General features: G+C 55.5%; 21 protein-coding genes and 1 pseudogene. 13 read left to right on the forward strand and 9 right to left on the reverse strand.

Features of this window, described 5'->3' with window-relative positions; genetic code table 11:
* Window positions 1-104 precede the first annotated feature (104 nt).
* Entirely contained in the window at window positions 105-782 is a 678-nt protein-coding gene (locus RBR60_RS01190; RefSeq protein ID WP_320353817.1) for a protein phosphatase CheZ, read from the forward strand.
* A 25-nt stretch (window positions 783-807) separates the two neighbouring features.
* Here RBR60_RS01190 and RBR60_RS01195 read toward each other — a convergent pair whose 3' ends face one another.
* The 3 genes from RBR60_RS01195 to RBR60_RS01205 are packed head-to-tail and all read right to left on the reverse strand — an operon-like array spanning window position 808 to window position 2935.
* The gene (locus RBR60_RS01195) at window positions 808-1776 is read right to left on the reverse strand and encodes an electron transfer flavoprotein subunit alpha/FixB family protein (RefSeq protein ID WP_320353819.1); all 969 of its coding nucleotides are present in this window, start codon (window positions 1774-1776) and stop codon (window positions 808-810) included.
* Complete coding sequence (locus RBR60_RS01200; protein ID WP_320353820.1) at window positions 1773-2549, reverse strand: hypothetical protein; 777 nt, start codon at window positions 2547-2549, stop codon at window positions 1773-1775. The genes RBR60_RS01195 and RBR60_RS01200 overlap by 4 nt, the downstream gene beginning before the upstream one ends.
* Before the next feature lie 53 nt (window positions 2550-2602).
* Window positions 2603-2935 (reverse strand): flagellar brake protein, encoded by a 333-nt coding sequence (locus RBR60_RS01205; RefSeq protein ID WP_320353821.1) that lies wholly within the window; start codon window positions 2933-2935, stop codon window positions 2603-2605.
* Window positions 2936-3202: 267 nt separating this feature from the next.
* On the opposite strand from RBR60_RS01205, the gene RBR60_RS01210 reads away from it, so the two are divergent.
* The 6 genes from RBR60_RS01210 to RBR60_RS01235 all read left to right on the forward strand — a co-directional run bounded on the left by RBR60_RS01210 (window position 3203) and on the right by RBR60_RS01235 (window position 8984).
* Window positions 3203-3907: a histidine phosphatase family protein gene (locus RBR60_RS01210; RefSeq protein WP_320353822.1), complete on the forward strand. Its 705-nt coding sequence runs from the start codon at window positions 3203-3205 to the stop codon at window positions 3905-3907.
* Between the two features lie 16 nt (window positions 3908-3923).
* Complete coding sequence (locus tag RBR60_RS01215) at window positions 3924-5120, forward strand: acyl-CoA dehydrogenase family protein (protein ID WP_320353824.1); 1197 nt, start codon at window positions 3924-3926, stop codon at window positions 5118-5120.
* An 83-nt stretch (window positions 5121-5203) separates the two neighbouring features.
* Window positions 5204-5917, forward strand: a complete 714-nt coding sequence (locus tag RBR60_RS01220; protein WP_320353825.1) for a TetR/AcrR family transcriptional regulator — start codon at window positions 5204-5206, stop codon at window positions 5915-5917.
* 23 nt (window positions 5918-5940) lie between these two features.
* A complete protein-coding gene (locus RBR60_RS01225) occupies window positions 5941-7005 on the forward strand; it encodes a phosphotransferase family protein (protein ID WP_320353826.1) in 1065 nt (354 codons plus the stop codon).
* Window positions 7006-7077: 72 nt separating this feature from the next.
* Window positions 7078-7839 (forward strand): SDR family oxidoreductase, encoded by a 762-nt coding sequence (locus RBR60_RS01230; RefSeq protein WP_320353827.1) that lies wholly within the window; start codon window positions 7078-7080, stop codon window positions 7837-7839.
* A gap of 311 nt (window positions 7840-8150) precedes the next feature.
* A complete protein-coding gene (locus RBR60_RS01235) occupies window positions 8151-8984 on the forward strand; it encodes a FecR family protein (protein WP_320353829.1) in 834 nt (277 codons plus the stop codon).
* 11 nt (window positions 8985-8995) lie between these two features.
* On the opposite strand, the gene tsaB is transcribed toward RBR60_RS01235, so the two are convergent.
* Window positions 8996-9682 carry a tRNA (adenosine(37)-N6)-threonylcarbamoyltransferase complex dimerization subunit type 1 TsaB gene (gene tsaB, locus RBR60_RS01240; RefSeq protein ID WP_320353830.1) on the reverse strand — a complete coding sequence of 229 codons (687 nt, stop codon included), beginning with the start codon at window positions 9680-9682 and terminating at the stop codon, window positions 8996-8998.
* Complete coding sequence (gene lon / locus RBR60_RS01245; protein ID WP_320353831.1) at window positions 9679-12117, reverse strand: endopeptidase La; 2439 nt, start codon at window positions 12115-12117, stop codon at window positions 9679-9681. Before lon ends, tsaB begins: the two co-directional genes overlap by 4 nt.
* Window positions 12118-12504: 387 nt before the next feature.
* Between lon and RBR60_RS01250 the strand changes: the two genes are divergently transcribed.
* Complete coding sequence (locus tag RBR60_RS01250; RefSeq protein WP_320353833.1) at window positions 12505-13272, forward strand: prepilin peptidase; 768 nt, start codon at window positions 12505-12507, stop codon at window positions 13270-13272.
* A gap of 35 nt (window positions 13273-13307) precedes the next feature.
* Here RBR60_RS01250 and RBR60_RS01255 read toward each other — a convergent pair whose 3' ends face one another.
* Window positions 13308-13817: a chemotaxis protein CheX gene (locus RBR60_RS01255; protein ID WP_320353834.1), complete on the reverse strand. Its 510-nt coding sequence runs from the start codon at window positions 13815-13817 to the stop codon at window positions 13308-13310.
* Between the two features lie 143 nt (window positions 13818-13960).
* Between RBR60_RS01255 and RBR60_RS01260 the strand changes: the two genes are divergently transcribed.
* Complete coding sequence (locus RBR60_RS01260) at window positions 13961-15949, forward strand: acyl CoA:acetate/3-ketoacid CoA transferase (RefSeq protein ID WP_320353836.1); 1989 nt, start codon at window positions 13961-13963, stop codon at window positions 15947-15949.
* 12 nt (window positions 15950-15961) lie between these two features.
* The gene (locus RBR60_RS01265; protein WP_320353838.1) at window positions 15962-16588 is read left to right on the forward strand and encodes a LysE family translocator; all 627 of its coding nucleotides are present in this window, start codon (window positions 15962-15964) and stop codon (window positions 16586-16588) included.
* 6 nt (window positions 16589-16594) lie between these two features.
* Here RBR60_RS01265 and RBR60_RS01270 read toward each other — a convergent pair whose 3' ends face one another.
* Together RBR60_RS01270 and rlmD are read right to left on the reverse strand one after the other, a co-directional pair.
* A complete protein-coding gene (locus RBR60_RS01270; protein WP_320353839.1) occupies window positions 16595-18409 on the reverse strand; it encodes an ABC-F family ATP-binding cassette domain-containing protein in 1815 nt (604 codons plus the stop codon).
* Window positions 18410-18497: 88 nt separating this feature from the next.
* Entirely contained in the window at window positions 18498-19892 is a 1395-nt protein-coding gene (gene rlmD / locus RBR60_RS01275; RefSeq protein WP_320353841.1) for a 23S rRNA (uracil(1939)-C(5))-methyltransferase RlmD, read from the reverse strand.
* 113 nt (window positions 19893-20005) lie between these two features.
* On the opposite strand from rlmD, the gene RBR60_RS01280 reads away from it, so the two are divergent.
* The 3 genes and pseudogenes from RBR60_RS01280 to RBR60_RS01290 all read left to right on the forward strand — a co-directional run bounded on the left by RBR60_RS01280 (window position 20006) and on the right by RBR60_RS01290 (window position 23410).
* A complete protein-coding gene (locus RBR60_RS01280) occupies window positions 20006-20788 on the forward strand; it encodes an alpha/beta hydrolase (RefSeq protein ID WP_320353842.1) in 783 nt (260 codons plus the stop codon).
* Between the two features lie 37 nt (window positions 20789-20825).
* Complete coding sequence (gene glpX, locus RBR60_RS01285; RefSeq protein ID WP_320353843.1) at window positions 20826-21812, forward strand: class II fructose-bisphosphatase; 987 nt, start codon at window positions 20826-20828, stop codon at window positions 21810-21812.
* A 111-nt stretch (window positions 21813-21923) separates the two neighbouring features.
* Window positions 21924-23410, forward strand: a pseudogene (locus RBR60_RS01290) (leucyl aminopeptidase).
* Window positions 23411-23493: 83 nt separating this feature from the next.
* Here RBR60_RS01290 and RBR60_RS01295 read toward each other — a convergent pair.
* Window positions 23494-24267, reverse strand: a complete 774-nt coding sequence (locus RBR60_RS01295; RefSeq protein WP_320353844.1) for an MBL fold metallo-hydrolase — start codon at window positions 24265-24267, stop codon at window positions 23494-23496.
* Between the last annotated feature and the right edge of the window lie 73 nt (window positions 24268-24340).

A 24340-nucleotide genomic window follows, 5' to 3' on the forward strand; every position in this document is an offset into this window, starting at 1 on the left:
CGTATTCTGGCCCGGCAGCGGCCTTTTCCTCGCTCCAGAAAGTAGGCGGATTGGATCCGGACAGAAGCGAATCCACCTTTTTAACCACCCTCCACAGGATGCTTATGGAAGAAGAAATACTCTCAAGGCTGGCCGAGCGCCTCAACCAGGATGTTTCCAAGACCATCAAGGAAACGCTTGAAAAATCCGTTGCCGTGGAAGTGCAGAAAGCCCTTTCCAGGGCCATCAATGACGGAGAATTTTATCAGAGTATTTCCACGGATATCAAGGAAGGGCTTGAGGATCTTGTGAGGGAAATGCGCAAACTCCGAAGGGATACATCAGGAAAAAACGCGGCCGAGGACGCGCCCGGAGAGGCTTTCAACCAGACCGCCATTCAGCTCGAAGATATTCACAGACGGACCGAAAATGCCACCTTTTCCATCATGGACATTGTGGAGCGGCAGATGGAGGCCCTTGAAAACCAGCGGGCTGCGCTGAAGGAAAATACCCCGTCAACATTTCCTGCGGATGCCTATCTCAACGGACTTCAGGAAGATTTCATCCATATCCTCACAGCCTTAAGTTTTCAGGATCTCATCGGACAAAAAATGCACAAGGTGATTCTTTTCATCCGTAAAGTGGAAGAGATCATCAACCGGCTTTATGTTTCCCATAACCTCATGCTTCAGGATAAGGAAGCCAATCCCGAGAAAAACAGCAAGGAGATCCGGGAAGAGGTTCAGCACAAGATTTCCCAGGAGAACATCGACGCCCTTCTTTCCGAATATGGAATTGACTGATTCAGAAATAAGATTTTTTTTCTTCTTATTTCTTTTTTTCCTCAGCGAGAACCTCGAGAAGCCTTGGTAAGAAAGCGCCCAGATCTTCCACAATTCCCACATCCCCATGCCTGAAAAAAGGTGCGGCAGGATCCTTATTCACCACCACCACCAGGCCGGAACGCCCCATACCGACTAAGTGCTGGGATGCTCCGGAAACTCCGCAGGCAAGATATAGCTCCGGCGCCACGTCCGCACCCGTCTCTCCGATCTGGCGGTCGTAGGGGAGCCACCCGCAGTCACACACAGGCCGGCTGCCGCCAAGGATGCTGCCCGGCAGGTGGGTTGCCAGCTTCCCAAGCAGATCCAACCCCTCCGGTCCTCCCACTCCCCGCCCCGCAGCCACTATGATGCGCGCTTCTTTCAGGCCCAGAGCCACCCCCGCACCGGGTTCTTCACCGCAGAATCGGCTCTCTCCCCCAGGGATGAGGGGGGCAAAGGAAGTGATGGATCCGGATTTTTCTCCCCTTTCCCCAGGGAGAAAGGCCCCTTGGGCCACGGTGAAGACTCCGGGGCCTCCCCTGAGCCCCAGCCAGGCCAGACGTCTTCCACTCCAGGTCTGACGCCCGAGGAAAAGCTCTTCTCCCTCCCAGCGCAGTGCGCGGATACCGGCTGCGAATGCAGCTTCCAGATGAAAGGCCAGGGCCGGAGCCACCGCTCGCCACATGGCGGCGTCGGGCATCAGTACAAAATCTTCTTTTCCCGGCGCCATACAGGCGCGCAGACAAAAAAGGGCCCCTTCCGGGGTCAGGTCATCGCCCTTTCCCCCTGGGGCAAAAATCTGCACATCCGCACCCAGGGCGGCAAAATCCTTTGCCTGCTGTGCCCCATCTCCAAAGGGAAAGACAAAGGTGGGGCAGGCGGATCTGTCTTCCCCAATCTGCCTGGCTGCGGCCAGCATCTCTGCCCCTGTGGAGAGCTTTTCCTTCGAGCCGAGAATCATCCAGATCTTCATGGGCCTTCCTCCAGCTTACCCAAATCCAGCCATCCTCGCTGATCCAGAAGAGCCACCAGCTCCCTGGCTTTCTCTTCAGCGCTTCCAGTCAGCATATGCACCCTGCGGCTCGGGGGCGGAGATTCAAAATATGCAAGGCGCAGCCTGGGCAGGGCCTTTGTCCGGGAAAAGGCAAGAACGGGGATTTCCATTCTGTCGGCTTTGAGCATCAGGGAAAGCCTGGGATATCGGGGGGGGTAAATGCCCGTCTGCACGGTGATCAGGCAAGGCAGAGGAAGAAAATAAATGCGCCGTTTTCCGCCCTCGTCCTCACAGGAAACCCGCAGGCCTCCCGCCTCACGGTCCATGGACATGGCCATGGTACAGAAAGGAAGCATAAGGGCCGCAGCCAGCATGGGGCCTGTGGCAGCCTGCATGCCATCCTCCCCCATGGCGCCACAGAGGATGAGATCGGGATTCAGCTGCGCCATACCTGCGGCCAGAGCCCTCGCCCCTGCTGAGGGATCCGCCGATTCGGATGCATAATCCACGCGTAGGGCGGCATCCACGCCCATACCCACAGCACGTCGCAGCACCCCATCCCAGGAAGGAGGCCCTGCGCACAGGGCTGTGATGCGAAGATCCTTTTCCTTGGCACGCATCTGCAGGGCTGTTTCCACGGCCACACTGTCCCATTCATTCATGTGCAGTCCTTCGGTGCCATCCTCCTGCCCCGAGGGCCCCAGATCGGGCAGACGATCCGCCACAGCCTTCACACACACCACAACATGCATTTTGATGTCTCCCATAACTTCCGGGAATGGCGCTTCCGCCGTCATTCACAGCATCAGGATTCCGCGCGCAATTTGCGACGCAGCACCTTATCCGGGTACTCCAGTACCACCACCCGTATGGGTTTCAGAAGAAAAGCCTTGATCTGTACCCCAAACACCACCACCGTATCCCCACTCTGGTATTGGGCAATCACCCGGTTGCCGGGAAAAAGCTTAGGCTTTGTGGTGGCAAGGGGCGTGGGGTGGGTGATGAGGAGGTACTCATCTTTGAGCATGCCCACCAATTGGCTTTTTATTTCAACGGGAATCAGGATCCCGTCGATTTTAAGCTTCAGCATGGCCCCGAAGGGGATGTGAAATGCGCCTTCCTGCGTCTCTTCTGCCATATCCGCCATCATCCGCCCCATTCTTGTAAATGATTCCGCCTCACATACCTTGCCCCACATCCTTACCTTCACAAGCCCCACAACACAAGCCCCAGGATCGCACCCTCCCTCGTTTTTCGCTTACAATCTTTAAAAAAAAGCCTTTTCCTCCGCTCTGCCATAACAAAATCGAACGTTCGTTCTTTTTTATTGACGCTCCCACCTTCCCCACGTATACTCCCCCCATCAGAACACCTTGAACCCAGAGGCTCAAAAAAAGGACTCCATATGGGCATGCTCTACCTCATCCGTCACGGTCAGGCCTCCTTTGGTGAAGCCAATTATGACAGGCTTTCCCCAAGAGGAGAGAAGCAGGCAGAGCTTCTGGCGGATTACCTGATACAGACGGACACCCGTTTTGACCTTCTGGCTTCCGGAAGCCTGAGCCGCCAGGAGAAAACCGCCCGCATTCTCATGGAAAAACTAAAAAGCCGGGTTCAGTCTCCTAAGCTTTCCCTGCTGCCCGCCTTTAATGAATATGATTCCGAAGGTGTTTTCCGGGAAATGCTTCCCGCTATCCTCGCGGAAAACAAGGAAGCTTCCAGGGATCTTGAAAATATGGTGGCGGACAAGCAGGCCTTTCAGAGAATTTTAGGCCAGGTCCTGGATCGCTGGATGGACATGGAAACCGCAAGCCTTCCTCTGGAAAGCTGGTCTGAGTTTCGCAGCAGGGTACACAGAGGCATTCTGGATCTGGATCTTAAGGGGCCAAAAAAGACAGCCATCGTCACCTCCGGAGGGGTCATGGCTGCCTGCCTGCATCTTTTTCTCCAGGTTCCGCCCAAAAAAGCCATCACCATGTCCTGGCAATGCTTCAATACCTCCCTGAGCATCTGGGTCGCGGGCAAAGGGGAAAATTTCCGCCTCCACGCCTGGAACCTCGCCCCCCATCTGGAGCTCTGCCACAAGCCCGATCTGATCACTTACCGTTAAACGATAAGGAGAAACAATGGATTTTACCGTATCCGACAAGATGCAGACCATCTTAAAGATGATCCACGAGTTTGTGGAAAAAGAACTTTTCCCTTTGGAAAAGGAATTTGTTAAAAAGGATTTCCATGAACTCCTGCCCGTCATTCGGGAAAAACAAAGAATGGTCAAAGAAATGGAACTCTGGGCCCCCATCTATCCGCCGGAGCTGGGCGGTATGGGCCTTTCCATGGTGGAACATGCCATGGTGTCCGAAGCCCTGGGCCGTTCCCCCCTGGGCCATTATGTGTTCTGGTGCCAGGCACCGGACGCGGGCAATGCAGAAATTATTCATATGTACGGCACCAAGGAGCAGAAGGAGCGCTGGCTGGCACCCCTTGTGGCCGGCGATATCCGGGGCTGCTTTGGCATGACAGAGCCGGACATGCCAGGCTCCAATCCTGTCCTTCTCGGCACCACCGCCGTAAAAGACGGCAAGGATTATGTCATCAACGGGCACAAGTGGTACACCACCGCTGCGGACGGTTCCCAGTTCTGTATCGTCATGGCGGTCACCAATCCGGAAGCGCCCACCTACGCCCAAGCCAGCATGATCATCGTGCCCACAGACACGCCGGGCTTCAACCTTGTCCGCAACATTCCCGTGATGGGGCATGAAGGCACGGACTACGCCAGCCATGGAGAAATTATCCTTCAGAACTGCCGGGTTCCCCAGGAAAATCTTCTGGGTCCTGAGGGACATGGCTTTGTCATGGCCCAGGATCGACTGGGGCCGGGTCGCATTCATCACTGTATGCGCTGGATCGGCATCTGCAACCGCTCCTTTGATCTCATGTGCAGGCGGGCCAATTTCCGCAAAATCACCCGGGATGGGCAGACCCTGGCCTCCCGCCACATCGTCCAGCAGTGGGTGGCGGAATCCGCTGCGGAAATCCAGTCCGCCCGGCTCATGACCCTGCATGCGGCCTGGTGCATTGATCAGGTGGGCGCTGCCAAGGCAAGGGATGAGATTTCCGCCATCAAGTTCTATGTGGCGGGTGTCATGCAGAAAGTCATTGACCGGGCACTCCAGGTGCATGGGGGTCTTGGCATGACCGACGACACCATCCTTGCCTATTTCTTCCGCCATGAACGGGCAGCCCGCATTTATGACGGAGCAGACGAGGTGCATAAAACTGCCATGGCCAAACGCATTCTCAGACGCTACACAGACTAAAAAAAGCCCTTTCCATTCGCAAGGATCAGAAAATCCCTCCTATGCGGAAAAAATCTGAATTTCGTTTCAGGTGGTATTTGCCCATGGATTTTGAAGCCTTCAGGAAACATTATGACATTTCCCTTGAAACCCTGTGTCGGGATATGTTCCGTCAGAGAGCGGATGTCATACGTGTTAAAAAAGAGGAAACCGCTGTCAGAAATCTCGTACTCATCGTGGATGCTGCCTTAAGTCTTGCTGTGGAAAAGGGCTTTGACGCCATGAGTCTGCGGGATCTTCAGGCAAAATCGGGCTTAAGCATGGGCTGCCTTTACTCCTATTTTTCCGGAAAGGAAGCCCTGCTCAATCTCATGCAGGAACAGGGGCGCAGGCTCGTCAGCTCGGTCATGGCCGAGGCCCTGAAAGCCCCTGTCCATCCCATCGAAAGACTGGAAACAGCCATACGCACCCACCTCTATCTCAGTGAAATCATGCATCCGTGGTTTTACTTTTCCTACATGGAAACCAAAAATCTTGGCAGGGAAGAAACCCGAAAAGCCATTGAAAGCGAGTTGCTGACAGAATCCATTTTTGTGGAAATCCTGGAGCATGGAAAAGCAGCAGGGGATTTTCAGGTGCAGGATACAAGACTCACGGCGGCCATGATTAAGGCCATGCTCCAGGACTGGTATCTGAAACGCTGGAAGTACAAGAGACGAAAAATCCATGTGGATGCCTACGCCACATTCCTCATTTCCTTTATCCATGCCGCGCTGACCCCTCCTGTTTCCAAAGCATCAGGAGATACCCGGTATTGAGAACGTCCAGCAGGAGAGAGATCATGACCATTCGGGATGAAGCCACAGTCGTCCGATCCGGAGAGGAATTGGACCTGGAGCGCCTTTCCGCCTACCTCAGAAAAACCATAAGCGGCATGGATGGGGAAATCCGGGTTCACCAGTTTCCCAGCGGATTTTCCAATCTCACCTATCTTCTGAAATCCGGAGACAGAGAGATGGTTCTGCGTCGCCCGCCCTTTGGCAAAAAAGCAAAAACCGCCCACGACATGGGCCGGGAATACAGAATTCTCAGCAGCCTGAGACCCATTTTTCCCCTATGCCCTGAGCCCCTGTGCTTTTGCGAGGATCCTGCGATCATGGGCTGTGACTTTTATGTCATGGAAAGAATTCCCGGCATCATTTTACGCAAAGAGCTGCCCCAGGGTCTCAGCCTCTCTCCCGAGCAGGCCCGCAGACTCTGTGAAAATCTGGTGACCGTGCATGCGGACCTTCACTCCCTTGACATTCAGGCCGCAGGCCTTGAAAACTTCGGCAAACCCGAAGGCTATGTGCGCCGTCAGGTGGAAGGGTGGTCCAAGAGATTCCGCGATGCCCGCACTCCGGATGTTCCGGATTTTGAAACCATCATGGAATGGCTTGCCAGAAAACAGCCCGAAGATACAAAAAAACCGGGCATTATCCACAATGATTTTAAATTTGATAACGTTGTGCTGGATCCCAGGGACCCCACGCGCATCATCGGTGTTCTGGACTGGGAGATGGCCACCATCGGCGACCCGCTGATGGATCTTGGAGCTTCCATGGCTTACTGGATCAATGAAACGGATTCGGAAAACCTGAAACTCACCCGACTCATGCCCACCACCCTGCCCGGCATGATGAGCCGGGAAGAGGTGGTGGCAAAGTATGCGGAAAAAACAGGCAGAAATGTCAAAGGCTTTGATTTCTATTACGCCTTCGGCCTTTTCCGCCTGGCCGTCATTGCCCAGCAGATCTATTATCGTTTTTATCATGGTCAGACCCAGGATCCGCGCTTTGGTTTTCTGGTCTATGCCGTGGGTTTTTTTGAGGAAGCCTGCCGGGATATCGTGGCCCGGAATCCCTGATGGCCTCCTTGTACTGTCCCATAGGGTCCAAACGTCTGCCTGTCCCCCCTCTTTCCCATGAAAGGAGTTGTTATGCAGAACCTGTTCTCCCTTGAAAACAGAGTTGCCCTCATCACAGGCGCAAGCCGCGGCATCGGTGAAGCCATCGCCAAAACCCTCGCAGCCCAGGGTGCCCATGTGGTGCTTTCCAGCCGCAAAGCCGAAGCGCTGGAAACCGTAGCCGAAGGCATCCGCAAGACCGGAGGCAAGGCCACGGTCATGGCCTGCCACATGGGGGAGATCGAGGCGGTGAAAGCCCTTGTAAACCGCATCGATCAGGAACTGGGACGCCTGGATATTCTCGTCGCCAATGCGGCCACCAACCCTTACTTCGGTGACCTCTTCGGTGTGGATGAGGGGGCCTGGGACAAGATCATGGACGTGAACGTCAAGGGTCCCTTCTTCCTCATCCAGGCCGCAGCCAGGGTGATGGATAAAAACGGCGGTGGATCCATTGTCACGGTGGCTTCGGTCAACGGTGTCAGCCCTGCCCTTTTCCAGGGCGCATACTCCATTTCCAAAGCCGCTGTGATCTCCATGACCAAGGCCTTTGCCAAGGAGCTGGCACCAAGAAAAATCCGCGTCAACTCCCTTCTTCCCGGTCTTACGGACACCAAATTCGCGGGCGCTCTCATTCAGAACGACGATATCCGGGAATATGCCGTCAAACAGATTCCCATGGGCCGCTATGCCCAACCCCAGGAAATGGCGGGTGCTGTGCTCTATCTGGTCAGCGATGCAGCGAGTTTCACCACAGGCACCACACTGATCTGTGACGGAGGTCAGCTGGCCTGAGAGCTTTTTCAAAATGTTGTTTGAGGGATGCCGGGATAAGCTCTTCTGGGTGCGTTTAAAAGGAAAAGGCCCCAGACTAAAACCACCTGCTCCAGGCATCCCTTGCTGATTGCACCAGACCAGCCTCCTCTTTTCTTTTCTCCGGAAAAAAGCAGCCGAAAAAGCATGCCGCTCTGCGCATGCTTTTTCCTTTCCTCCCCAAGCACTTCCCTGGTATAGTTTCTCTGCCGTAAAAACCCGGCGCACACAATCCGTTACCCCTTTTCTCACGGGTGCCCTAGGCACATCCACCAAGACCCACGGAGGCCTCCATGCGTCCTTTCCCGTCCTTTTTCACCTGCCTTTGCACGGCTTTTTTCCTTTTCACTGCCCCCGCTTTCGCCCAAGCCGTTCAACCGCCAGCAGCGCCAAAGGATCCTCCTGATCTTCAAACTCTGGTTCTCACCCGTACAGAAGGGGCGGTGCGTATTCTGGAACCCGATTCTCCCTTCCCCAAACCCCCCGGAGACCTGCCCCGCATCCTCAACCCCGGAGAAAAAGTCCAGACCACCCGCAATGCCAAAGCACTGATCTTCTCACAAAACGATGAAATTCTTCTGGACGGAGACAGTCTTCTCACGGTTCTTGCTTCCGATGGGGCAAAGCTTGAGTCCGGCGTTGCCCTCTTTGAAATCACAGCCCGGGATGGGCGCAGAATCACCGCCCAGACTCCCCTTGTGGTCATTGGCGTCAAAGCCACCCTTTTTCTCGTTTCTTCCAATGAAAAACGCGAGGATGTGGCCCTGATCAAGGGGGCCATTGGCGTGGAGCGCCAGGACAAACAAGCCATGGCCCTTTTTGAGGCCAAAGATCCAAGAGAAATGACTTTTTCAGAATATGTGGAATTTCAGAGGAAAAGTTTTGGAGATTACAAGGCAACGCTGATGCAGGATTTTAAAGATTATAAGAGTATTATGGCTGCGGAGTTCAAAGCCTTTAAGGAAGAAATCGACCTCAAGCCCGGCAGACGCCTGACCCTGGGTACAGGGGAAAAACCCGAAGCTGTGGAAGCCGCCATGGACAAAGCCACAGAGGAAGCCGTTGAAGCGCTTCAACGCTGGAAAATGAGAAAAGCCCTCCAGCCATCGGGTCTCCTCCAAAACTGAACAACCCACCTTCATGCATCCTGCCGCCACTTAAGCTCTGCATCGGATTTTCGCAGATACAGAGGAAGGATCTCAGCGGGCGGCAGGGCCCCCTCCCTTCCCCGCAGCACGGCCAGGGCGGCCAGATCCCTGGCATCCGGATCCTGGGAAAGAATTCCCGGCCACAAGGCCCTTTCTCCCATATGGGCAAGAATGGCTTCCCTGTACACCTCGGTTCCGCTCCCAGCAAAGAGCATGGGACCCTCAAGTCCCGTAAGGATGTCCCCAACGGAGGCCACCCGTGCAGGCCCCAGGGGTTCCGGGGCCTTACCTGAGACCCGGAAAACCTGGGCATACACTTCCTTTCGCCGGGCATCCAGCATCACGCAGACGGGAAAGGGAAAACATAAGAAGCGGCAGGCCATAACCTCCAGAGTGGAAAATCCGAACATGGGAAGCTCTGCGGCCACCGCAAGCCCCTTCAGGCTGGTGATACCAATGCGAAGTCCTGTGAAACTCCCAGGCCCCAGGGTGCAGGCCAGGGCCTGCATCTCCCCAAGCCCCAGGCCCGCATCTTTCAGCACCCCTTCGATCATGGGCAGAAGGTGTCGGGAGTGGGTTTCTCCGGGGTTACGGAAACGGGCGGCCAATACCCTGAAACCTTCCACAACACAGACGCTCGCCGATGCGGTTGTGGTGTCCGCAGCCAGAAGCCTCATGCTTCCGCCTTTTTTTTCCGGGGTTTTGCTTCCCTGGGTTTGGGCGGCGTTGCGGAGAGTATATCTTCCGCAATGGCTGTTTTCAGCACATCTGCCACATCCTTCACAGCAATAAAGGCCATCTTCCGTTTGAGAGAGGTTGGAACCTCCGCAAGATCCTTGCGGTTTTTCTCTGGAATCAGAATGGTTTTCACCCCACCCCGCAAAGCGCCCAGGGCTTTTTCCTTCAGGCCACCGATGGGCAGAACCCGACCCCGCAAGGTCACCTCTCCGGTCATAGCGATGTCCTGATTCACCGGTTTTCCCGTGATGGTGGAAGCCAGCGCCGTAATCATGGCCACGCCAGCGGAAGGCCCATCTTTGGGAATGGCCCCCGCAGGCACGTGAATATGGATGTCAAAATCATCCAGATAATGGGCATCCTTTCCCATATGCCCCAGATTGGCCTTGATGTAAGTCAGGGCCGCCCGGGCTGATTCCTGCATCACCTCGCCGATCTGTCCTGTGATGATTAATTCTCCCTTTCCCGGAAGGAGCGAGGCCTCAATGTAAAGCACTTCCCCTCCCACGGAAGTCCAGGCCAGGCCTGTGGCCAGTCCCACCTGGTTCTCGTCCTTGTCCATCTCAGGTTGAAACTTGGAAATTCCCAGATACTTAGAGAGGTTGGATCGGTCAATCCGTATCCTGCCCTTATGGCCCTCGGCCATTTTCCGGGCCGCCTTGCGGCATACCGTACCGATTTCACGTTCAAGATTCCGGACGCCAGCTTCCGCTGTATATTCTTCAATGATGAGCTTTAAAACCGCATCCCCCAAAACCAGGGTATCCTCCTGAAGTCCGTTTTCCCTGATCTGGCGCGGCAGGAGGTAGCGTTTGGCGATCTCAAGCTTTTCTTCCGGCGTATACCCCGGAATCTCAATAATTTCCATCCGGTCCAGCAGGGCTGATGGAATGGTGTCCGTGATATTGGCCGTAAGGATAAACATTACCCCGGAAAGGTCAAAGGAGAGATTGAGGTAATGGTCTGAAAATTCTGCATTCTGCTCCGGATCCAGGGCTTCGAGTAGTGCGGAGGAAGGATCGCCCCGGTAATCCGAACCGATCTTGTCGATCTCATCCATCATGAAAACAGGATTTTTCGATCCGCATTGCTTCAATCCCTGGAGGATACGACCGGGCATGGCCCCAATATAGGTTCTGCGGTGCCCCCGGATTTCCGCCTCATCCCGGATACCGCCCAAAGAAAGCCTGTAGAATTTCCGCCCCATGGCCGAGGCGATGGCCCGCCCCAGGGAGGTTTTTCCAACGCCCGGAGGTCCCAGAAAGCACAGAATGGGCCCCTTCATGGTGGGGTTCAGTTTGCGCACACTCAGGTAATCAAGGATGCGTTCCTTGACCCGCTCCAGGCCAAAATGTTCTTTATCCAGAAGCTTCTGGGCCTTTTTGATTTCTAAGACATCTTTGGTGATCTTACTCCAGGGCATGTCCAATAACCAGTCGAGATAGGTGCGCACCACAGCGGTTTCCGAAGAATCCGGATGCATCTGCTCCATTCTTCGCAGCTGTTTGGTGGCCTCCTCCTGGGCAGGTTTGGGCATTTTGGCTTTTTTGATGCGCTTTTTGTATTCTTCCACTTCCTGGGTACGCTCGTCTGCCTCGCCCAGCTCCTTGTGGATGGCCCGGACCTGCTCCCTGAGAAAGAAATCCCGCTGAGTCTTGGAAATCTCGTCCCGCACGTCCGAATGGATCTTTGCCTGCATGGCGGAAAGCTCCACTTCCCGGATCAGAAGATCACTGACCCTGCGCAGCCGGGCCACCGGGTCTTCAATTTCAAGAAGCTCCTGGGCTTCGGAAAGCTTTAACCGTAAATTGGATCCCACAAGGTCCGCCAGTCGCCCCGGATCTTCAATGCTGTCGAGAATGGTACCCACATCCCCTGTGAGCTCTCCGCGGAAGGCCATGATTTTTTCACTCTGATCCCGCACCGTGCGTATCAGGGCTTCCGTTTCCATGGAAAGCTCTTCCACTTCCTTTTCTTCCATGCGCTCAATGCGCACCATGAGCGGACCTTTATCCGGAAGATACTCCAGGATCCGGGCCTTGCAGATCCCCTGAACCAGGGTCTTCATACGCCCATCGGGCAGCTTGAGCATACGCAGGATACGCCCCACCGTACCCACCTTATAAATCTCATCGGGCTCGGGATCTTCACTCCCGGGATCCTTCTGGGTTGCCAGCATGAGATAGCGGTTGGAAGAAAGGGCCTTGTCCACCGCATAGATGGAACGCTCCCGTCCAATGAAAAGCGGCAGCAGCATATCGGTAAAAATAACCACATCCCGAACGGGCATGAGGGGAAGGGTTTCGGGGACATCTTCCACATCATGTTCTTCTTCTATGATGCTGATAAGATCATCCTTATCGATTTCTGCCATGAACTCTCCTTAAATCTTATCCCACCGTCCAAGAGATGGGGTTCTGTACACAAAAAAACAGACCCAGAACATCCAGAAATTAAAAAAACTCCGCCGCAGATCCAAAAAAAGACCATTTTTAACATCGTTCAGGGGTTCAGATTTTTTTGAACACCGACGTAGTATTATAGTGAAGAAAGTTCAGGGTGCAAGGGTCAGGCTCAAAAAGATTGGGAAGAAACGGCCCAGGAAAACTTTTAAGGATTGATTTTTAAAAACCCTGCTTTCATAATACGGAATTTTCATATGCGCTTTTGGCCTGTCCTTCACTTCCCTTTTCAGCTGCAAAAGGCTCTTCTGGGCTTTGATTCACCCTTTCATCTTCATTCTTTCTTTAAGGATATTCCCGTGACTTTCTTTCTTGTTTCCGCCTTTGTTTTCGGGGCTGTTGTGGGCAGTTTCCTCAATGTCTGCATCCTGAGGATTCCTGCGGATCTCTCCATTATTCATCCCCCGTCCCGCTGCCCTTTTTGTGAAAAACCCATAGCTTTTTATGACAACATCCCCATCCTCTCCTGGCTTCTGCTCCAAGGCAAATGCCGCACCTGCAAAAAAAAAATTTCCCCGCGCTACGTGCTGGTGGAAATTCTCACAGGCTGCCTGGCTGCGGCCCTGATGTGGCGTTTCGGGCTTCAGCCCATCACGCTCATTCTTTTTGTCTTTAGCGCGGCCCTGGTGGTCATCACCTTCATTGACCTCGATCACCGCATCATCCCGGATGTGATTTCCCTTCCCGGCATCCCCCTTGGCTTTCTGGCCAGTGGTTTCTTTTCCATTGGTTTTCTCAACGCTGGCATCGGCGTTCTTGTGGGCGGCGGCAGTCTCCTTGCCGTGGCCCTCACCTACCGCCTTTTTACCGGAAGGGATGGAATGGGCGGCGGAGACATCAAGCTTTTGGCCATGATCGGCGCTTTCATCGGATGGCAAGGCGTTCTTTTTACCATTTTCGCCTCTTCCCTCACAGGAACGCTCATCGGTCTGCTTGCCATGGTGAAGCAGAAAGAAGGCATGCGCCTTGCCATTCCCTTCGGCCCTTTCCTTGCTGTAGGCGCTCTCCTGTATATCTTCTGGGGACCGCAGCTCATTCGGCTTTACCTGGAAAGCCTGGGCCGCTGATCCCGTGATTTTCAGATCCTTACGAAGGGATTGCTTCAGGAATGGAAAGAGACTTCCATGAAAAAAGCGCCTGAAGCGGTATGAATGGGAACGGCCAGAACCGGGCCTGAAGCCCCGTGGTCAATGACATGCGCCTTACCGGAAAGCACCCGGTCAAAGGCTGCCTTGCGTGAAATCCCCGCCTGGGCCAGGCTATTATTCGCCTGGCCACAGACCATATTCATCATCTCTCCCACCGCATCCCGGACCTCATCGTTGATCTCCCTCATCTCTTCCCCGAACATATGGGAAACCGCACTCAGAATGCAGGATTCTGAAAAAGTCAGGGCCAGGGAAATCTTAGGATTCCCAGTGAGACGGATGCAACCTGTCACAGGCCCCAGGGATGTGGTGTTTTCCTTGAGATAGGGCTTCTGGGTTCGACCTTCAAGGGTGGCGGTGGTTTTCATGACATTCAGGACCGCCTCAATGAAAGGATTGATCAGCGCAGCATCCACAAGATTTTTCTCCTTCCCGTAAAAACCAAGACCATCCACACCCGCCATGGGAGAAAACCCGGGTAGGCGACCTTGGAGCCCTTGCCAAACCCTTCTCCCCCAGGCATATTGATACCCCGACTATAAACGTCGGCGTCCCAAACCGCAACACAGCCCTGCGCTGAGTCCATTCTTTCCGCTAAGGAGCACCCATGACCGAGCCTCGCCATCCCCTTGCTTCCAGCCTTTCTTCCACAAGAATCAAAAAAGGTAAAATCGTTTCCGCCAAGGAAGCCATCCGGGTTATCCGCGAGGGTGATACCATTGTGGTCAGCGGTTTTGTCACCACAGGTATTCCCGAAGAAATTCTCATCGCACTGGAGCAGGAATTTTCAGAGTCCGGAAAACCTAAGGATCTTACCCTCATCTACACCGCAGGCATCGGCGACCGCAAGGACCGGGGCATGAATCGCCTCGGTCATGAAGGCCTTGTGAAACGGGTCATCGGTGGACACTGGGGACTTGTGCCCAAACTTCAGAAACTTGCCATGGAAAACCGCATTGAAGCCTACAACCTGCCCCAGGGGGTCATTTCTCACATGTACCGGGACATTGCCGCAGGCAAACCCCGCACCCTCACCCGAGTGGGCCTTGGCACCTTTGTGGATCCCCGCCTGGAGGGAGGGAAAATCAATGCCCGCACCACGGAAGATATCGTGGAGCTCATCCACTTTGACGGCAAAGAATACCTTGCCTACAAAAACCGACCCATCCATGTGGCCATACTCCGGGGTACCACCGCAGATCTGGACGGCAACATCACCATGGAAAAGGAAGCCCTCACCCTGGAAGCCCAGGCCATGGCCATGGCCGCCCACAATTCCGGGGGATTTGTCATTGTCCAGGTGGAACGCATTGCAGAGCGCAACAGTCTCTCCCCAAGGGCTGTGAAAATCCCAGGGGTGCTGGTGGATTGCGTGGTGCAGGCCAGCCCGGAAAATCACTGGCAGACCCTTTCCTCCTTTTACAATCCCGCCTACAGTGGAGAAATCCGTGTGCCTTCCCAGTCTCTGGGGGAAATGCCCATGGGGCTGCGCAAGATCATTGCCCGCAGGGCCGCCCTGGAGCTTCGCCCCAACAGTGTCGTGAATCTTGGTATCGGCATGCCCGAAGGCATTGCCTCCGTTGCCCACGAAGAAAAAGTGCTGGATTACCTCACCCTCACAGCAGAACCGGGGGTGATCGGCGGCATTCCTTCCGGTGGTCTTGATTTCGGCACGGGTGTCAACACCGACGCCATCATTGACCAGCCCTCCCAGTTTGACTTCTATGACGGCGGAGGACTCGATATTGCCTTTCTCGGCCTTGCCCAGGCGGATCGTTTCGGCAATCTCAATGTCAGCCGATTCGGAAAAAGCCTTACCGGCGCAGGGGGGTTCATCAATATCAGCCAGAATTCCAAACGTGTGGTTTTTGTGGGCTCTTTTACCGCAGGTAGCCTGGACGTAGACATCCGAGACGGAAAGCTTTTTATCCTGAAGGAAGGGGAAAACCGCAAATTCATCCGGGATGTGGAACAGGTCACCTTCAGCGGAAAGGTCGCCAGTCAGAACGGCCAGAATGTGCTGTATATCACAGAACGCTGTGTCTTCCGCCTCACCTCCGATGGCCTGCTGCTCACGGAAATCGCGCCCGGCATGGATCTGGAAAGGGATATCCTCAGCCACATGGATTTCAGACCCCTCATTGCAGAGCATCTGCAGGTCATGGATCCCAGAATCTTTTCCACCGAAGCCATGGGCCTGAAAAAAGACCTTCTGGAACTTCCCCTGGCCCATCGCCTGCACTACGACGCCAAGGCGCATCGCTTTTTTGTCAATTTTGAGGGCTTTTCCATCTGGAGTCCGGAAGACATCCATGAAATCGAAGAAGCGGCAGCCCAGATTCTGGAACCCCTGGGCCACAAGGTGGCGGCCATTGTCAACTACGACAACTTCCGTATCCACCCCGAACTCATGGATACCTACATTGATATGGTGGACCGCCTGGTCAAACGCTTCTACACCGGCGTCACCCGCTACACCACCAGTGCTTTCATGCGCATGAAATTAGGTGACGCCCTGGCCAGACGTCAGGCCGCTCCCCACATCTATGAAAGCCCGGAAGAGGCCAGAAAGGCCCTGGAAAATCTTAAACCCTGAAAAGAGGTTCCCATGATTCCCCTGGAAATTCTGATTCCCTTTTTCACCGCATCCCTGCTTTTAGCCCTGGCTCCGGGTCCGGACAATATCTTTGTTCTCACCCAGTCGGCCCTGCACGGCCGCGCCGCAGGCCTTGTGGTCATGCTGGGGCTCTGCACAGGCCTTGTGGCCCACACGACCGCCGTGGCCCTTGGCGTGGCGGTGATCTTTCAGACCTCAGCCATGGCCTTTTCCCTTCTGAAATTCGCAGGAGCAGGCTACCTCCTCTGGCTGGCCTGGCAGGCGTTTCGCGCTTCTGGCACCCGGATTTCTTCTGGAATGGAACCCAGCCCCGGTCTTCTGGCCCTTTACAGCCGTGGAATTCTCATGAACATCACCAATCCCAAGGTGGCCATTTTTTTCCTGGCCTTTCTGCCCCAGTTCGCCTCTCCATCCAGAGGGTCAGTTCCTCTCCAGATCCTTCTTCTGGGTGGCCTTTTTATCCTGGCCACCCTTGGGGTATTCGGCGGCATTGCCCTCATGGCCGGAACCCTCGGCCAGTGGCTGAACCGTTCCCAGGGCGTACAGAAAATCCTCAACCGCCTTGCAGGAACGGTTTTTCTCGGCCTTGCCCTGACCCTTGTGCGGGCACAACGCTGAAAAATTCTAGCCCTGGGCCTCTTCCCGCAGGCGCTCCAGCTCCTCCCACCTGGCATAAAGAGCCTCCACCTCCCTTCCTGCCTCTTCCATGGTGAGGCAGAGGGACTGGAGGGCGGCCCCGTCGGATTGGATTTCCGGCGCTGCCAGCCGGGTATTGAGCTCCTCAAGCCGGGATTCGGCCTCAAGAATCCGCTCTTCCATCCCGTCCAGCTCCCGTTGCAGCTTGTAGGAAAGCTTGCCCGCGCCCCCCTTCTTTTCCTTTGCCTGGGCCCTGGGTGCCGCACTCTTTTTTTCCTTTGGCCTTTCCTTTTCCTTCAGATGGGAAAGCCACTGCTCCATGGTGGCAAAAAGCCCGGTCTCCCCGTCGCCGTCAAAACCTAAAACCCGCTGACACACCGTATCCATAAGATAGCGATCGTGGGAAACCAGCACCACAGCACCGGGAAACTCCTGAAGACTGTCTTCCAGCACCTCAAGGGAGGGAATGTCAAGGTCATTGGTGGGCTCATCCAGAAGCAGGACATCCGCAGGACGCCGCATGAGATTGGCGAGAAGAATCCTTGCCTTCTCACCACCGGAGAGTTTTCCCACGGGCTGGTTCATCTGCTCAGGACGGAAGAGAAAACGTGAAGCCCAGCTGATGACATGAAGGCTGCGGCCCTGGTAGAGCACGCTGTCCCCGTCCGGGCATAGGGCCTCTTTCAGGGTGATGTCCGGATTGAGATCCTCCCGGCTCTGATCAAAATACACAAGGGAAAGCCCGTCCGCCCATCGCACTTCCCCCCCATCCGGACGCCTTTCACCGGCCAGCATGCGCATGAAGGTGGATTTTCCCGCTCCGTTTCTCCCCGCAAGGCCAAGGCGCATCCCCGGAGACAGGAGAAGGGAAACATGGGAAAAAAGCGTACGCTCCTCCACCCTTGCCCCAATATCCAGCACTTCCAGCAATTTCCGGCTTTTGCGCTCCGTACTGTCGAACTCCAGGGTCACGCGGGTCTGCTGGCGGTTCCGGAAACGCACGGCAGAAAGCTCATCCTCCAGTCTTCCGGCGGCATCAATGCGGTACTGGGCCTTGGTGGTTCTCGCCTTGGGCATACGGCTCAGCCAGTCCGCCTCACGGCGCATGCGGTTTTCAAGGCGTGCTTCCTTCTCCTCCTGCTGCTGGAGAAAAAGCTCCCTCTGCTCCCTGAAGCGCTCGTACCCGCCCGTCATGGAAAAAAAGCCATCGGGATAATAACGGCCCAACTCGACGATCCTCCGAGACACCCGATCCAGAAACCGGCGGTCATGGGACACGGTGATAAAGGCAAAATCTGCGGTCTGAAGCTGGCCTTCCAGCCAGAGAATGCCCTCCACATCCAGATGGTTGGTGGGCTCATCCAGCAAAAGGAGTTCCGGAAGACGCACCAGGGCGCACACGATGGAAAGCCGCTTGCGCCAGCCTCCGGAAAGACTCTCCACAGTGGCCTCAAGATCCGGAAACCCCGCTTCTCCCATGATGCGGCGTATCCTGCCGTAGGCCTCGGGATCTTCAGGGCCGGATACGGCGGCCTTTTCGAGAATGTCCCGGATGGAAACTCCGGAAGGAAAACTGTCCTCCTGGGCAAGGTAGGCCATCCTCAGCCCCTTTCGCATCAGAACATCCCCGGTGTCCGGGCTTGCAAGCCCGCCGATGATTTTCAGCAGGGTACTTTTACCCGATCCGTTGGGGCCGATCAGCCCCAGATGTTCTCCTTCGGCTACGGAAACCTGAAGGCCCTCAAAAAGAATCTGCTCCCCATAGGTCTTGGAAAGACCCTTCCACGTTATCAACGCCGCCATATCCTGATCCCCTGAACCCCGCGCAGATCTGCGCCTTGCTGTAAAAACTTTTTTTAAAAAAAGAGCCCCTGACTGCCACGACACCTTTTTACAGTTTACGCCTGAGCCTCGCCACGGCCTCGATGTGAAAGGTGTGGGGGAACATGTCCACGGGCTGCACCTCCAGCACCTCGTACGCCTCCTTCATCATGGCAAGATCTCTGGCCATGGTGGCGGGATTGCAGGACACATACACCATGCGCTCCGGGGCAAGGGTCAGAATCCTCGCCACCACATCCGGGTGCATACCGGCCCTTGGCGGATCAATGATGATGACGTCCGGCTTCACATCCAGCCCCGGCAGCACGTCCTTCATGTCGCCCAGAAGAAAGCGGCAGTTTTCCACTCCGTTTTCAAGGCAGTTTCTGCGGGCATCCGCCACCGCACTTTCCACAATCTCAATGCCTGTGATCTCTGAGGCCTTTTCGGACAGATAGATGGGAATGGTGCCCGTTCCGGAGTAGAGATCCAGCACCCTTTCCCCTCCGCTCAGGGCCGCATATTCGGCGGTTTTGGCGTAAAGCCCTTCCGCTGCACGGGTGTTGGTCTGAAAAAAGGAATTGGCGGAAATTTTAAAACGGAAAGGTCCGATGGCATCATAAATGGCCGCTTCTCCGGAAAGCAGAATCTCCTCTTCTCCGATGGCAACCCCTGCCTTGCGGCGGGTCACGTTGTTCACCACGGAGGTTACGGAAGGAAAGGCCTCCCGGAGGCGCTCCGCAAGGGGCTTCAAAAGGGCTTCATCCGGCTCCTTTGTGACGAGATTCACCATGAAGACATCGTCGGCCACACTGTGGCGGAGGGTGACAAAACGCCAGAAGCCCTCATGGCTTCTCAGCCCGTACATGGGCCGCCCCGAAGCAAGGATCTCTTTTCGGATAAAGGCCAGAATCCCGTTGGCCATTTCCGGCTGAATATGGCAGCGCTCGATGTCCAGCACCCGGTCGAAGGCTCCGGGCACATGCAGCCCAATGGCGCTGTCCTTTTTGATATCCGGATTCTGAAGCTCTTCCGGCAGAAGCCAGCGGCTGTCCGTGCAGGTAAACTCCATCTTGTTTCTGTAATGAAAAATCTCAGGAGAAGGCAGGGCCGGATGAATCACCACATCCCGGATGCCCGCCAGATGCTCTAAGGCTTCACCCACCTGACGGGTCTTGTATTCCAGCTGTTTTTCATAGGAAAGATACTGCCACTTGCAGCCCCCGCACCAGGATGCATAGGCGCAGGGAGGTGCCACCCGATCCGGAGAAGGTGAGAGTACCTCAAGGGCCTTTGCCTCGGCATGGCGTTTTTTCTTCTTGAAAATCCGCGCCCGCACCCGGTCTCCGGCCACGGCCTCATCCACAAAGACCGCCATGCCCTCCACCCTGGCCAGCCCCCTGCCCCCAAAGGCCATGTCCGTGACAAGAAGCTCCATTTCCTGCTTTTTTCTGATACTGCTCATATGGAATCCACTCTGCTTGAGGTTCTTGGAAGTGACAAAACAAAAAGTTTTTTATATAGTCCCTTCTTTTATGGAAAAGCAAGTATTCAAAGAATCCCCCCAACGAGGAAATCATGCAAGAACAGCCTGAAAACAGAAAAGATACGATTGAAGGAACGGAAGCCCTGCGCTTTGATTCCAAGGGGTTTTCCCTTTCCGGCATTCTCCATATGCCTGATGCCAAAAATCCGCCGCTGGTCATCGGCTCCCACGGCCTTTTAAGTGATGCCCATTCCACCAAACAGGTGGAGCTTGCCCAGAAACTTTCGGCCTGCGGCGTGGCCTATTTCCGCTTTCATCACAGAGGTTCCGGAGATTCCGAAGGAAAGCTTTCCGAAACCAGCCTTGATACCCGGGTGGAAGATCTTGTGGCCGCCTGGAAGATGCTTTCCGAAAGAAAGGATCTGGGGCGACCCTTCGGGCTTTTCGGCAGCAGCATGGGAGCCGCCACCTGCATCGCCGCCTGGTCCGTCATCCGGCCTGCGGCCACTTTCCTTGTGGCCCCCCTGATCAAAGGCCGGGTGCTTCTGCAGCAGCCCCCTGAAGACATCCAGGCCATTTTAGAAGAAACCGGCCTGCCCGAATCCTTTTTCAGGGAAAGCCTCAACTTTGACCTCACCGAACGCATCCCCGCCATGCGCAATCTCTTTGTGGTGCATGGCACCGAAGACAGGGTGGTGCCCGTGGATGAAGGCCACAGGGTCTATGAGCTGGCTGCGGAACCCAAACGCTTCATCGCCTTTGAAGGGGGCGATCACCGGGTCAGCCATCCGGGCCACCAGAAAATTCTTCTGAAACGGGCTCTGGAATTCTTTGAGGAAAAACTCACCCTGAAAGCAAAGACCTGCGGTCTTTAAAAAAAAATCAACACCTTCTGTAATGAAAGGAAAGCCCATGGAAATTCCCCAGCGCAACCTGGCCATGGATCTTGTGCGCGTCACCGAATCCGCAGCCCTGGCTTCGGCCCGCTGGCTGGGCAGGGGTGACAAAAAAGCCGGAGACGGGGCCGCCGTGGACGCCATGCGCCTCTCCTTTGCCGCCGTTCCCGTGGAAGGCCGCATTGTGATCGGAGAGGGCGAAAAGGACGAGGCTCCCATGCTCTACAACGGGGAAACCGTGGGCAACGGCAAGGGCCCCATGGTGGACGTGGCCGTTGATCCCGTGGAAGGCACAAGCCTTCTTGCCTTTGGCAGACCCAATGCCATCTCCGTGGTGGGCCTTGCGCCCTATGACACCATGTTCAACCCCGGCCCCAGTTTTTACATGCAGAAACTGGTGGTGCCCGAAGCGGCAAAACATGTGGCAGACCTCGATGCTCCTGTTCCCGAAAACCTTGAAAAGATCGCAAAGGCCCTGGGAAAGACTGTGGAGGATCTCGTGGTCTTTGTTCTGGACAAACCCCGCCACAAGCCCCTCATCGAGGCCATCCGCAAGGCCGGAGCCCGCATCCAGCTCCACACGGACGGGGATGTGGCCGGAGCCCTCATGGCCATTGATCCGGACTGCGAGGTGGACATCATGATGGGCACAGGCGGCACACCGGAAGGGGTGCTGGCGGCCTGCGCCATCCGGGGGCTGAACGGTGAGATGCTCACCCGGCTTGATCCCCAGAGCAGCGAGGAAAGGGAATCCCTCTTTGCCGCAGGCATTGACATGAAAAAAATCCGCTCCGTGAAGGATCTGGTGAAAAGCGAAGATGTGTTTTTTGCCGCCACGGGCATTTCCGGCGGCACCTTTCTTCCCGGCGTGCGCTACACCGGCACAGGGGCCATCACCGAATCTCTGGTCATCCGGGGCCGGACCGGCACCATGCGCTATGTGCGCTCCATCCACAATTTAAAAAAACTTCAGCAGTTCAGCGCCATCCAGTACGGAGGCTGAAGCCGCAAAAGGGGCAGCTTCTTTTCTGTGGAGCTGCCCGCCTATCCCGTTCAGGCATGGGATAATGGACGGTTTCATCAACTGTGCATCCCCACAACGTAAGGAAAAGCCATGCTCTCTGTGCAAAAAGCCCCTGCGATTTCCGAAGGCCCGGCCACCCGTGTCCTTTTTGTCTGTGAAGACGGTCTCCTCTATGCCGAGGAGAACAAGGCAAAGCTCTGTGAAAGAATCCGCAGTTTCCCCGAATTCGGGGGCAAGGCGGAAAAAAGCTATTCCCTTGCAGCACCAGCGGAGCTGCCCCTTTCCCGCATCCTCATGGTGGGTCTTGGCAAAAAAGAGGAACTGGACAGCGAAACCCTGAGAAAGGCCGCAGCCCTGGCCGTTCAGGCCGCCATGCAGGCAAAGGAATCCTGCCTTGGCCTCCATCTTCCGGATCTTCTGCCCGAAGCCCAAAGGGAAAGCCTCATCACCGCCATCCTGGAAGGTCTCGTGCTGGCCAACTACCGCTTTGATACCTATAAAAAAGAAGCGGAGCTGAGACCCCTTGAAAGGCTCCTTCTACTGACGGAAGAAGAGCCCGAAGCCGGACTTTCTGCCCTGGCTTCCCGCATTGAGGCCGTCTGCACCGCCACCCATCAGGCTCGCAGCTGGGTGTCCATGCCCTCCAACGACAAGCGGCCCCAGGCCTTTGCCCACATGCTGGCAACGGCTGCGGAAAAAGAAGGCCTCGGGGTGGAGCGTCTTGGAAAAAAAGAGATGGAGGCCTTAGGCTTTCACTGCCTTCTCGCCGTTTCCCAGGGTAGTGACGCGGAACCCGCCCTTGTGGTTCTGCGCTACACACCGGAAAAACCCGCCACCCGAACCGTGGCCCTGGTGGGTAAGGGGGTTACCTTTGATTCCGGTGGTCTGGATCTGAAGCCGCCTTCCGGTATGGAAGGCATGAAAATGGATATGGCGGGTGCAGCGGCTGTGGCGGCAACGGCTATGGCCATGGCCCGCACCCGGCCTTCCTTCAACCTTGTGGTTGCCATTCCCATTGTGGAAAACATGCCTTCGGCCACGGCCTACCGGCCCGGCGATGTTTTTATGAGCTATGCGGGTAAAAGTGTGGAAGTGATGAACACGGATGCGGAAGGCCGCCTCATTCTGGCCGATACCCTGGCCTGGATTGCCAAAGAGGAAAAGCCCGATCTCATGGTGGATGTGGCCACCCTCACGGGAGCCTGCATGGTGGCCTTGGGCGATCACATTGCGGGCATTTTTTCCGAAGACGTGGGACTTTCCCATGCCCTGGCTGCCGCAGGCGATGCCACCTTTGAGCGCTGCTGGCCATGCCTCTCCCCAAAGACTACAAAAAACTTCTGAAAAGCGAACTTGCGGATCTGCGGAACGTGTCCACCTCCAAAAACGGCGGCGCCATCACGGCAGCCCTCTTTTTAAAGGAATTTGTGGAAGAAACCCGCTGGGTTCATCTCGATATCGCAGGCCCCGCCTACCTTTCCAAAGCTTCCGCTTACTGCCCTGCGGGTGGCAGCGGTTTCGGAGTCAGGCTTCTTCACAGATTCCTCAGCGATCTTGAAGCTTCCGGAAAGATGTAAGCGAATCCAAAAAAAATCCAAACAAAAAAAGGGACACAGGGCAGCAGAGATGCCGCCTGTGTCCCTTGGATTTTGAGAAGGATTCACAAAAGGTGGGTTCGCAGCTCCGGAGAAAAGCGGGTCAAAGGACGCAGGCGACGCAGCATGGGATTGAGGCGGCTTTCGTCCAGGCGTTTGAGCAGCCCGTCCACAATTTCCGCCATGCCCTCCACCCGCATGACCCCGCCATGGGCGAGAATCAGGGTATTCACATCCAGATTCCGGATGCGTAAAAGGCTTTCGCCCATGGCTTCCGGCATGGACACGGGAAAGGGAAGCTGGAAACGGCGGTTCACGTATAAAATCACATCCGCCGCATAAAGGGTTTTCGTCTCCTGATGGTAAAAAACCATATCGTGGTTGGTGTGGCCCGGTGTGCTGAGAGCCTGCCAGTCCGGAAATCCGGGCAGAAAGTCCCCGTCCTTCAGGGCATGATCCATGACGATCCTTCTCCTGTAAAAGATATTCCTCCAGGGCTTGCCCATCACATAGACCACAAAATAGCCAAGAGAAATGTCAATTTTGTGCTGAAGAAAACCGCCGATGCCCGCATACCAGCGGTTGATACCTTCGGGTGCTGCCAGAGGCAGACCGTAGCGTCGGCTTAAAAGGGGAGCCGCCCCCGCATGATCCGGGTGAATGTGAGAGATCACCTGAAGCCCCACATCCGACCAGCTCTTTTTCAGTCCCTCCTCCAGAAAGGCCGTCATGGCTGCCACATCACAGCGGCATCCCCCATCGAGAGCCAGCACCCTGCCATCTTCGTACACAACAAACAAGAGTGCCTGAATATAGCCTTCGGTCACACAGATCTGCATCGTATATGCCCCCACAGTGAGATAGAAAAGGCCTTTTCCGCCCCGGAAACCGGTCTCCCGGCAAATCAGGAAC

The organism is Desulfobotulus sp., assembly GCF_034006065.1.
Lineage (GTDB): Bacteria > Desulfobacterota > Desulfobacteria > Desulfobacterales > ASO4-4 > Desulfobotulus.

Coding starts and splice junctions, on each gene's coding strand:
- RBR60_RS01220 (WP_320353825.1), top strand. CDS start 5,204: ATGGATTTTGAAGCCTTCAGGAAACATTATGACATTTCCCTTGAAACC.
- RBR60_RS01215 (WP_320353824.1), top strand. CDS start 3,924: ATGGATTTTACCGTATCCGACAAGATGCAGACCATCTTAAAGATGATC.
- RBR60_RS01200 (WP_320353820.1), bottom strand. CDS start 2,549: ATGCATGTTGTGGTGTGTGTGAAGGCTGTGGCGGATCGTCTGCCCGAT.
- rlmD (WP_320353841.1), bottom strand. CDS start 19,892: ATGAGCAGTATCAGAAAAAAGCAGGAAATGGAGCTTCTTGTCACGGAC.
- RBR60_RS01210 (WP_320353822.1), top strand. CDS start 3,203: ATGGGCATGCTCTACCTCATCCGTCACGGTCAGGCCTCCTTTGGTGAA.
- RBR60_RS01270 (WP_320353839.1), bottom strand. CDS start 18,409: ATGGCGGCGTTGATAACGTGGAAGGGTCTTTCCAAGACCTATGGGGAG.
- RBR60_RS01295 (WP_320353844.1), bottom strand. CDS start 24,267: ATGCAGATCTGTGTGACCGAAGGCTATATTCAGGCACTCTTGTTTGTT.
- lon (WP_320353831.1), bottom strand. CDS start 12,117: ATGGCAGAAATCGATAAGGATGATCTTATCAGCATCATAGAAGAAGAA.
- RBR60_RS01280 (WP_320353842.1), top strand. CDS start 20,006: ATGCAAGAACAGCCTGAAAACAGAAAAGATACGATTGAAGGAACGGAA.
- RBR60_RS01260 (WP_320353836.1), top strand. CDS start 13,961: ATGACCGAGCCTCGCCATCCCCTTGCTTCCAGCCTTTCTTCCACAAGA.
- RBR60_RS01230 (WP_320353827.1), top strand. CDS start 7,078: ATGCAGAACCTGTTCTCCCTTGAAAACAGAGTTGCCCTCATCACAGGC.
- RBR60_RS01225 (WP_320353826.1), top strand. CDS start 5,941: ATGACCATTCGGGATGAAGCCACAGTCGTCCGATCCGGAGAGGAATTG.
- RBR60_RS01235 (WP_320353829.1), top strand. CDS start 8,151: ATGCGTCCTTTCCCGTCCTTTTTCACCTGCCTTTGCACGGCTTTTTTC.
- RBR60_RS01190 (WP_320353817.1), top strand. CDS start 105: ATGGAAGAAGAAATACTCTCAAGGCTGGCCGAGCGCCTCAACCAGGAT.
- RBR60_RS01195 (WP_320353819.1), bottom strand. CDS start 1,776: ATGAAGATCTGGATGATTCTCGGCTCGAAGGAAAAGCTCTCCACAGGG.
- RBR60_RS01255 (WP_320353834.1), bottom strand. CDS start 13,817: ATGGCGGGTGTGGATGGTCTTGGTTTTTACGGGAAGGAGAAAAATCTT.
- tsaB (WP_320353830.1), bottom strand. CDS start 9,682: ATGAGGCTTCTGGCTGCGGACACCACAACCGCATCGGCGAGCGTCTGT.
- RBR60_RS01265 (WP_320353838.1), top strand. CDS start 15,962: ATGATTCCCCTGGAAATTCTGATTCCCTTTTTCACCGCATCCCTGCTT.
- glpX (WP_320353843.1), top strand. CDS start 20,826: ATGGAAATTCCCCAGCGCAACCTGGCCATGGATCTTGTGCGCGTCACC.
- RBR60_RS01205 (WP_320353821.1), bottom strand. CDS start 2,935: ATGGCAGAAGAGACGCAGGAAGGCGCATTTCACATCCCCTTCGGGGCC.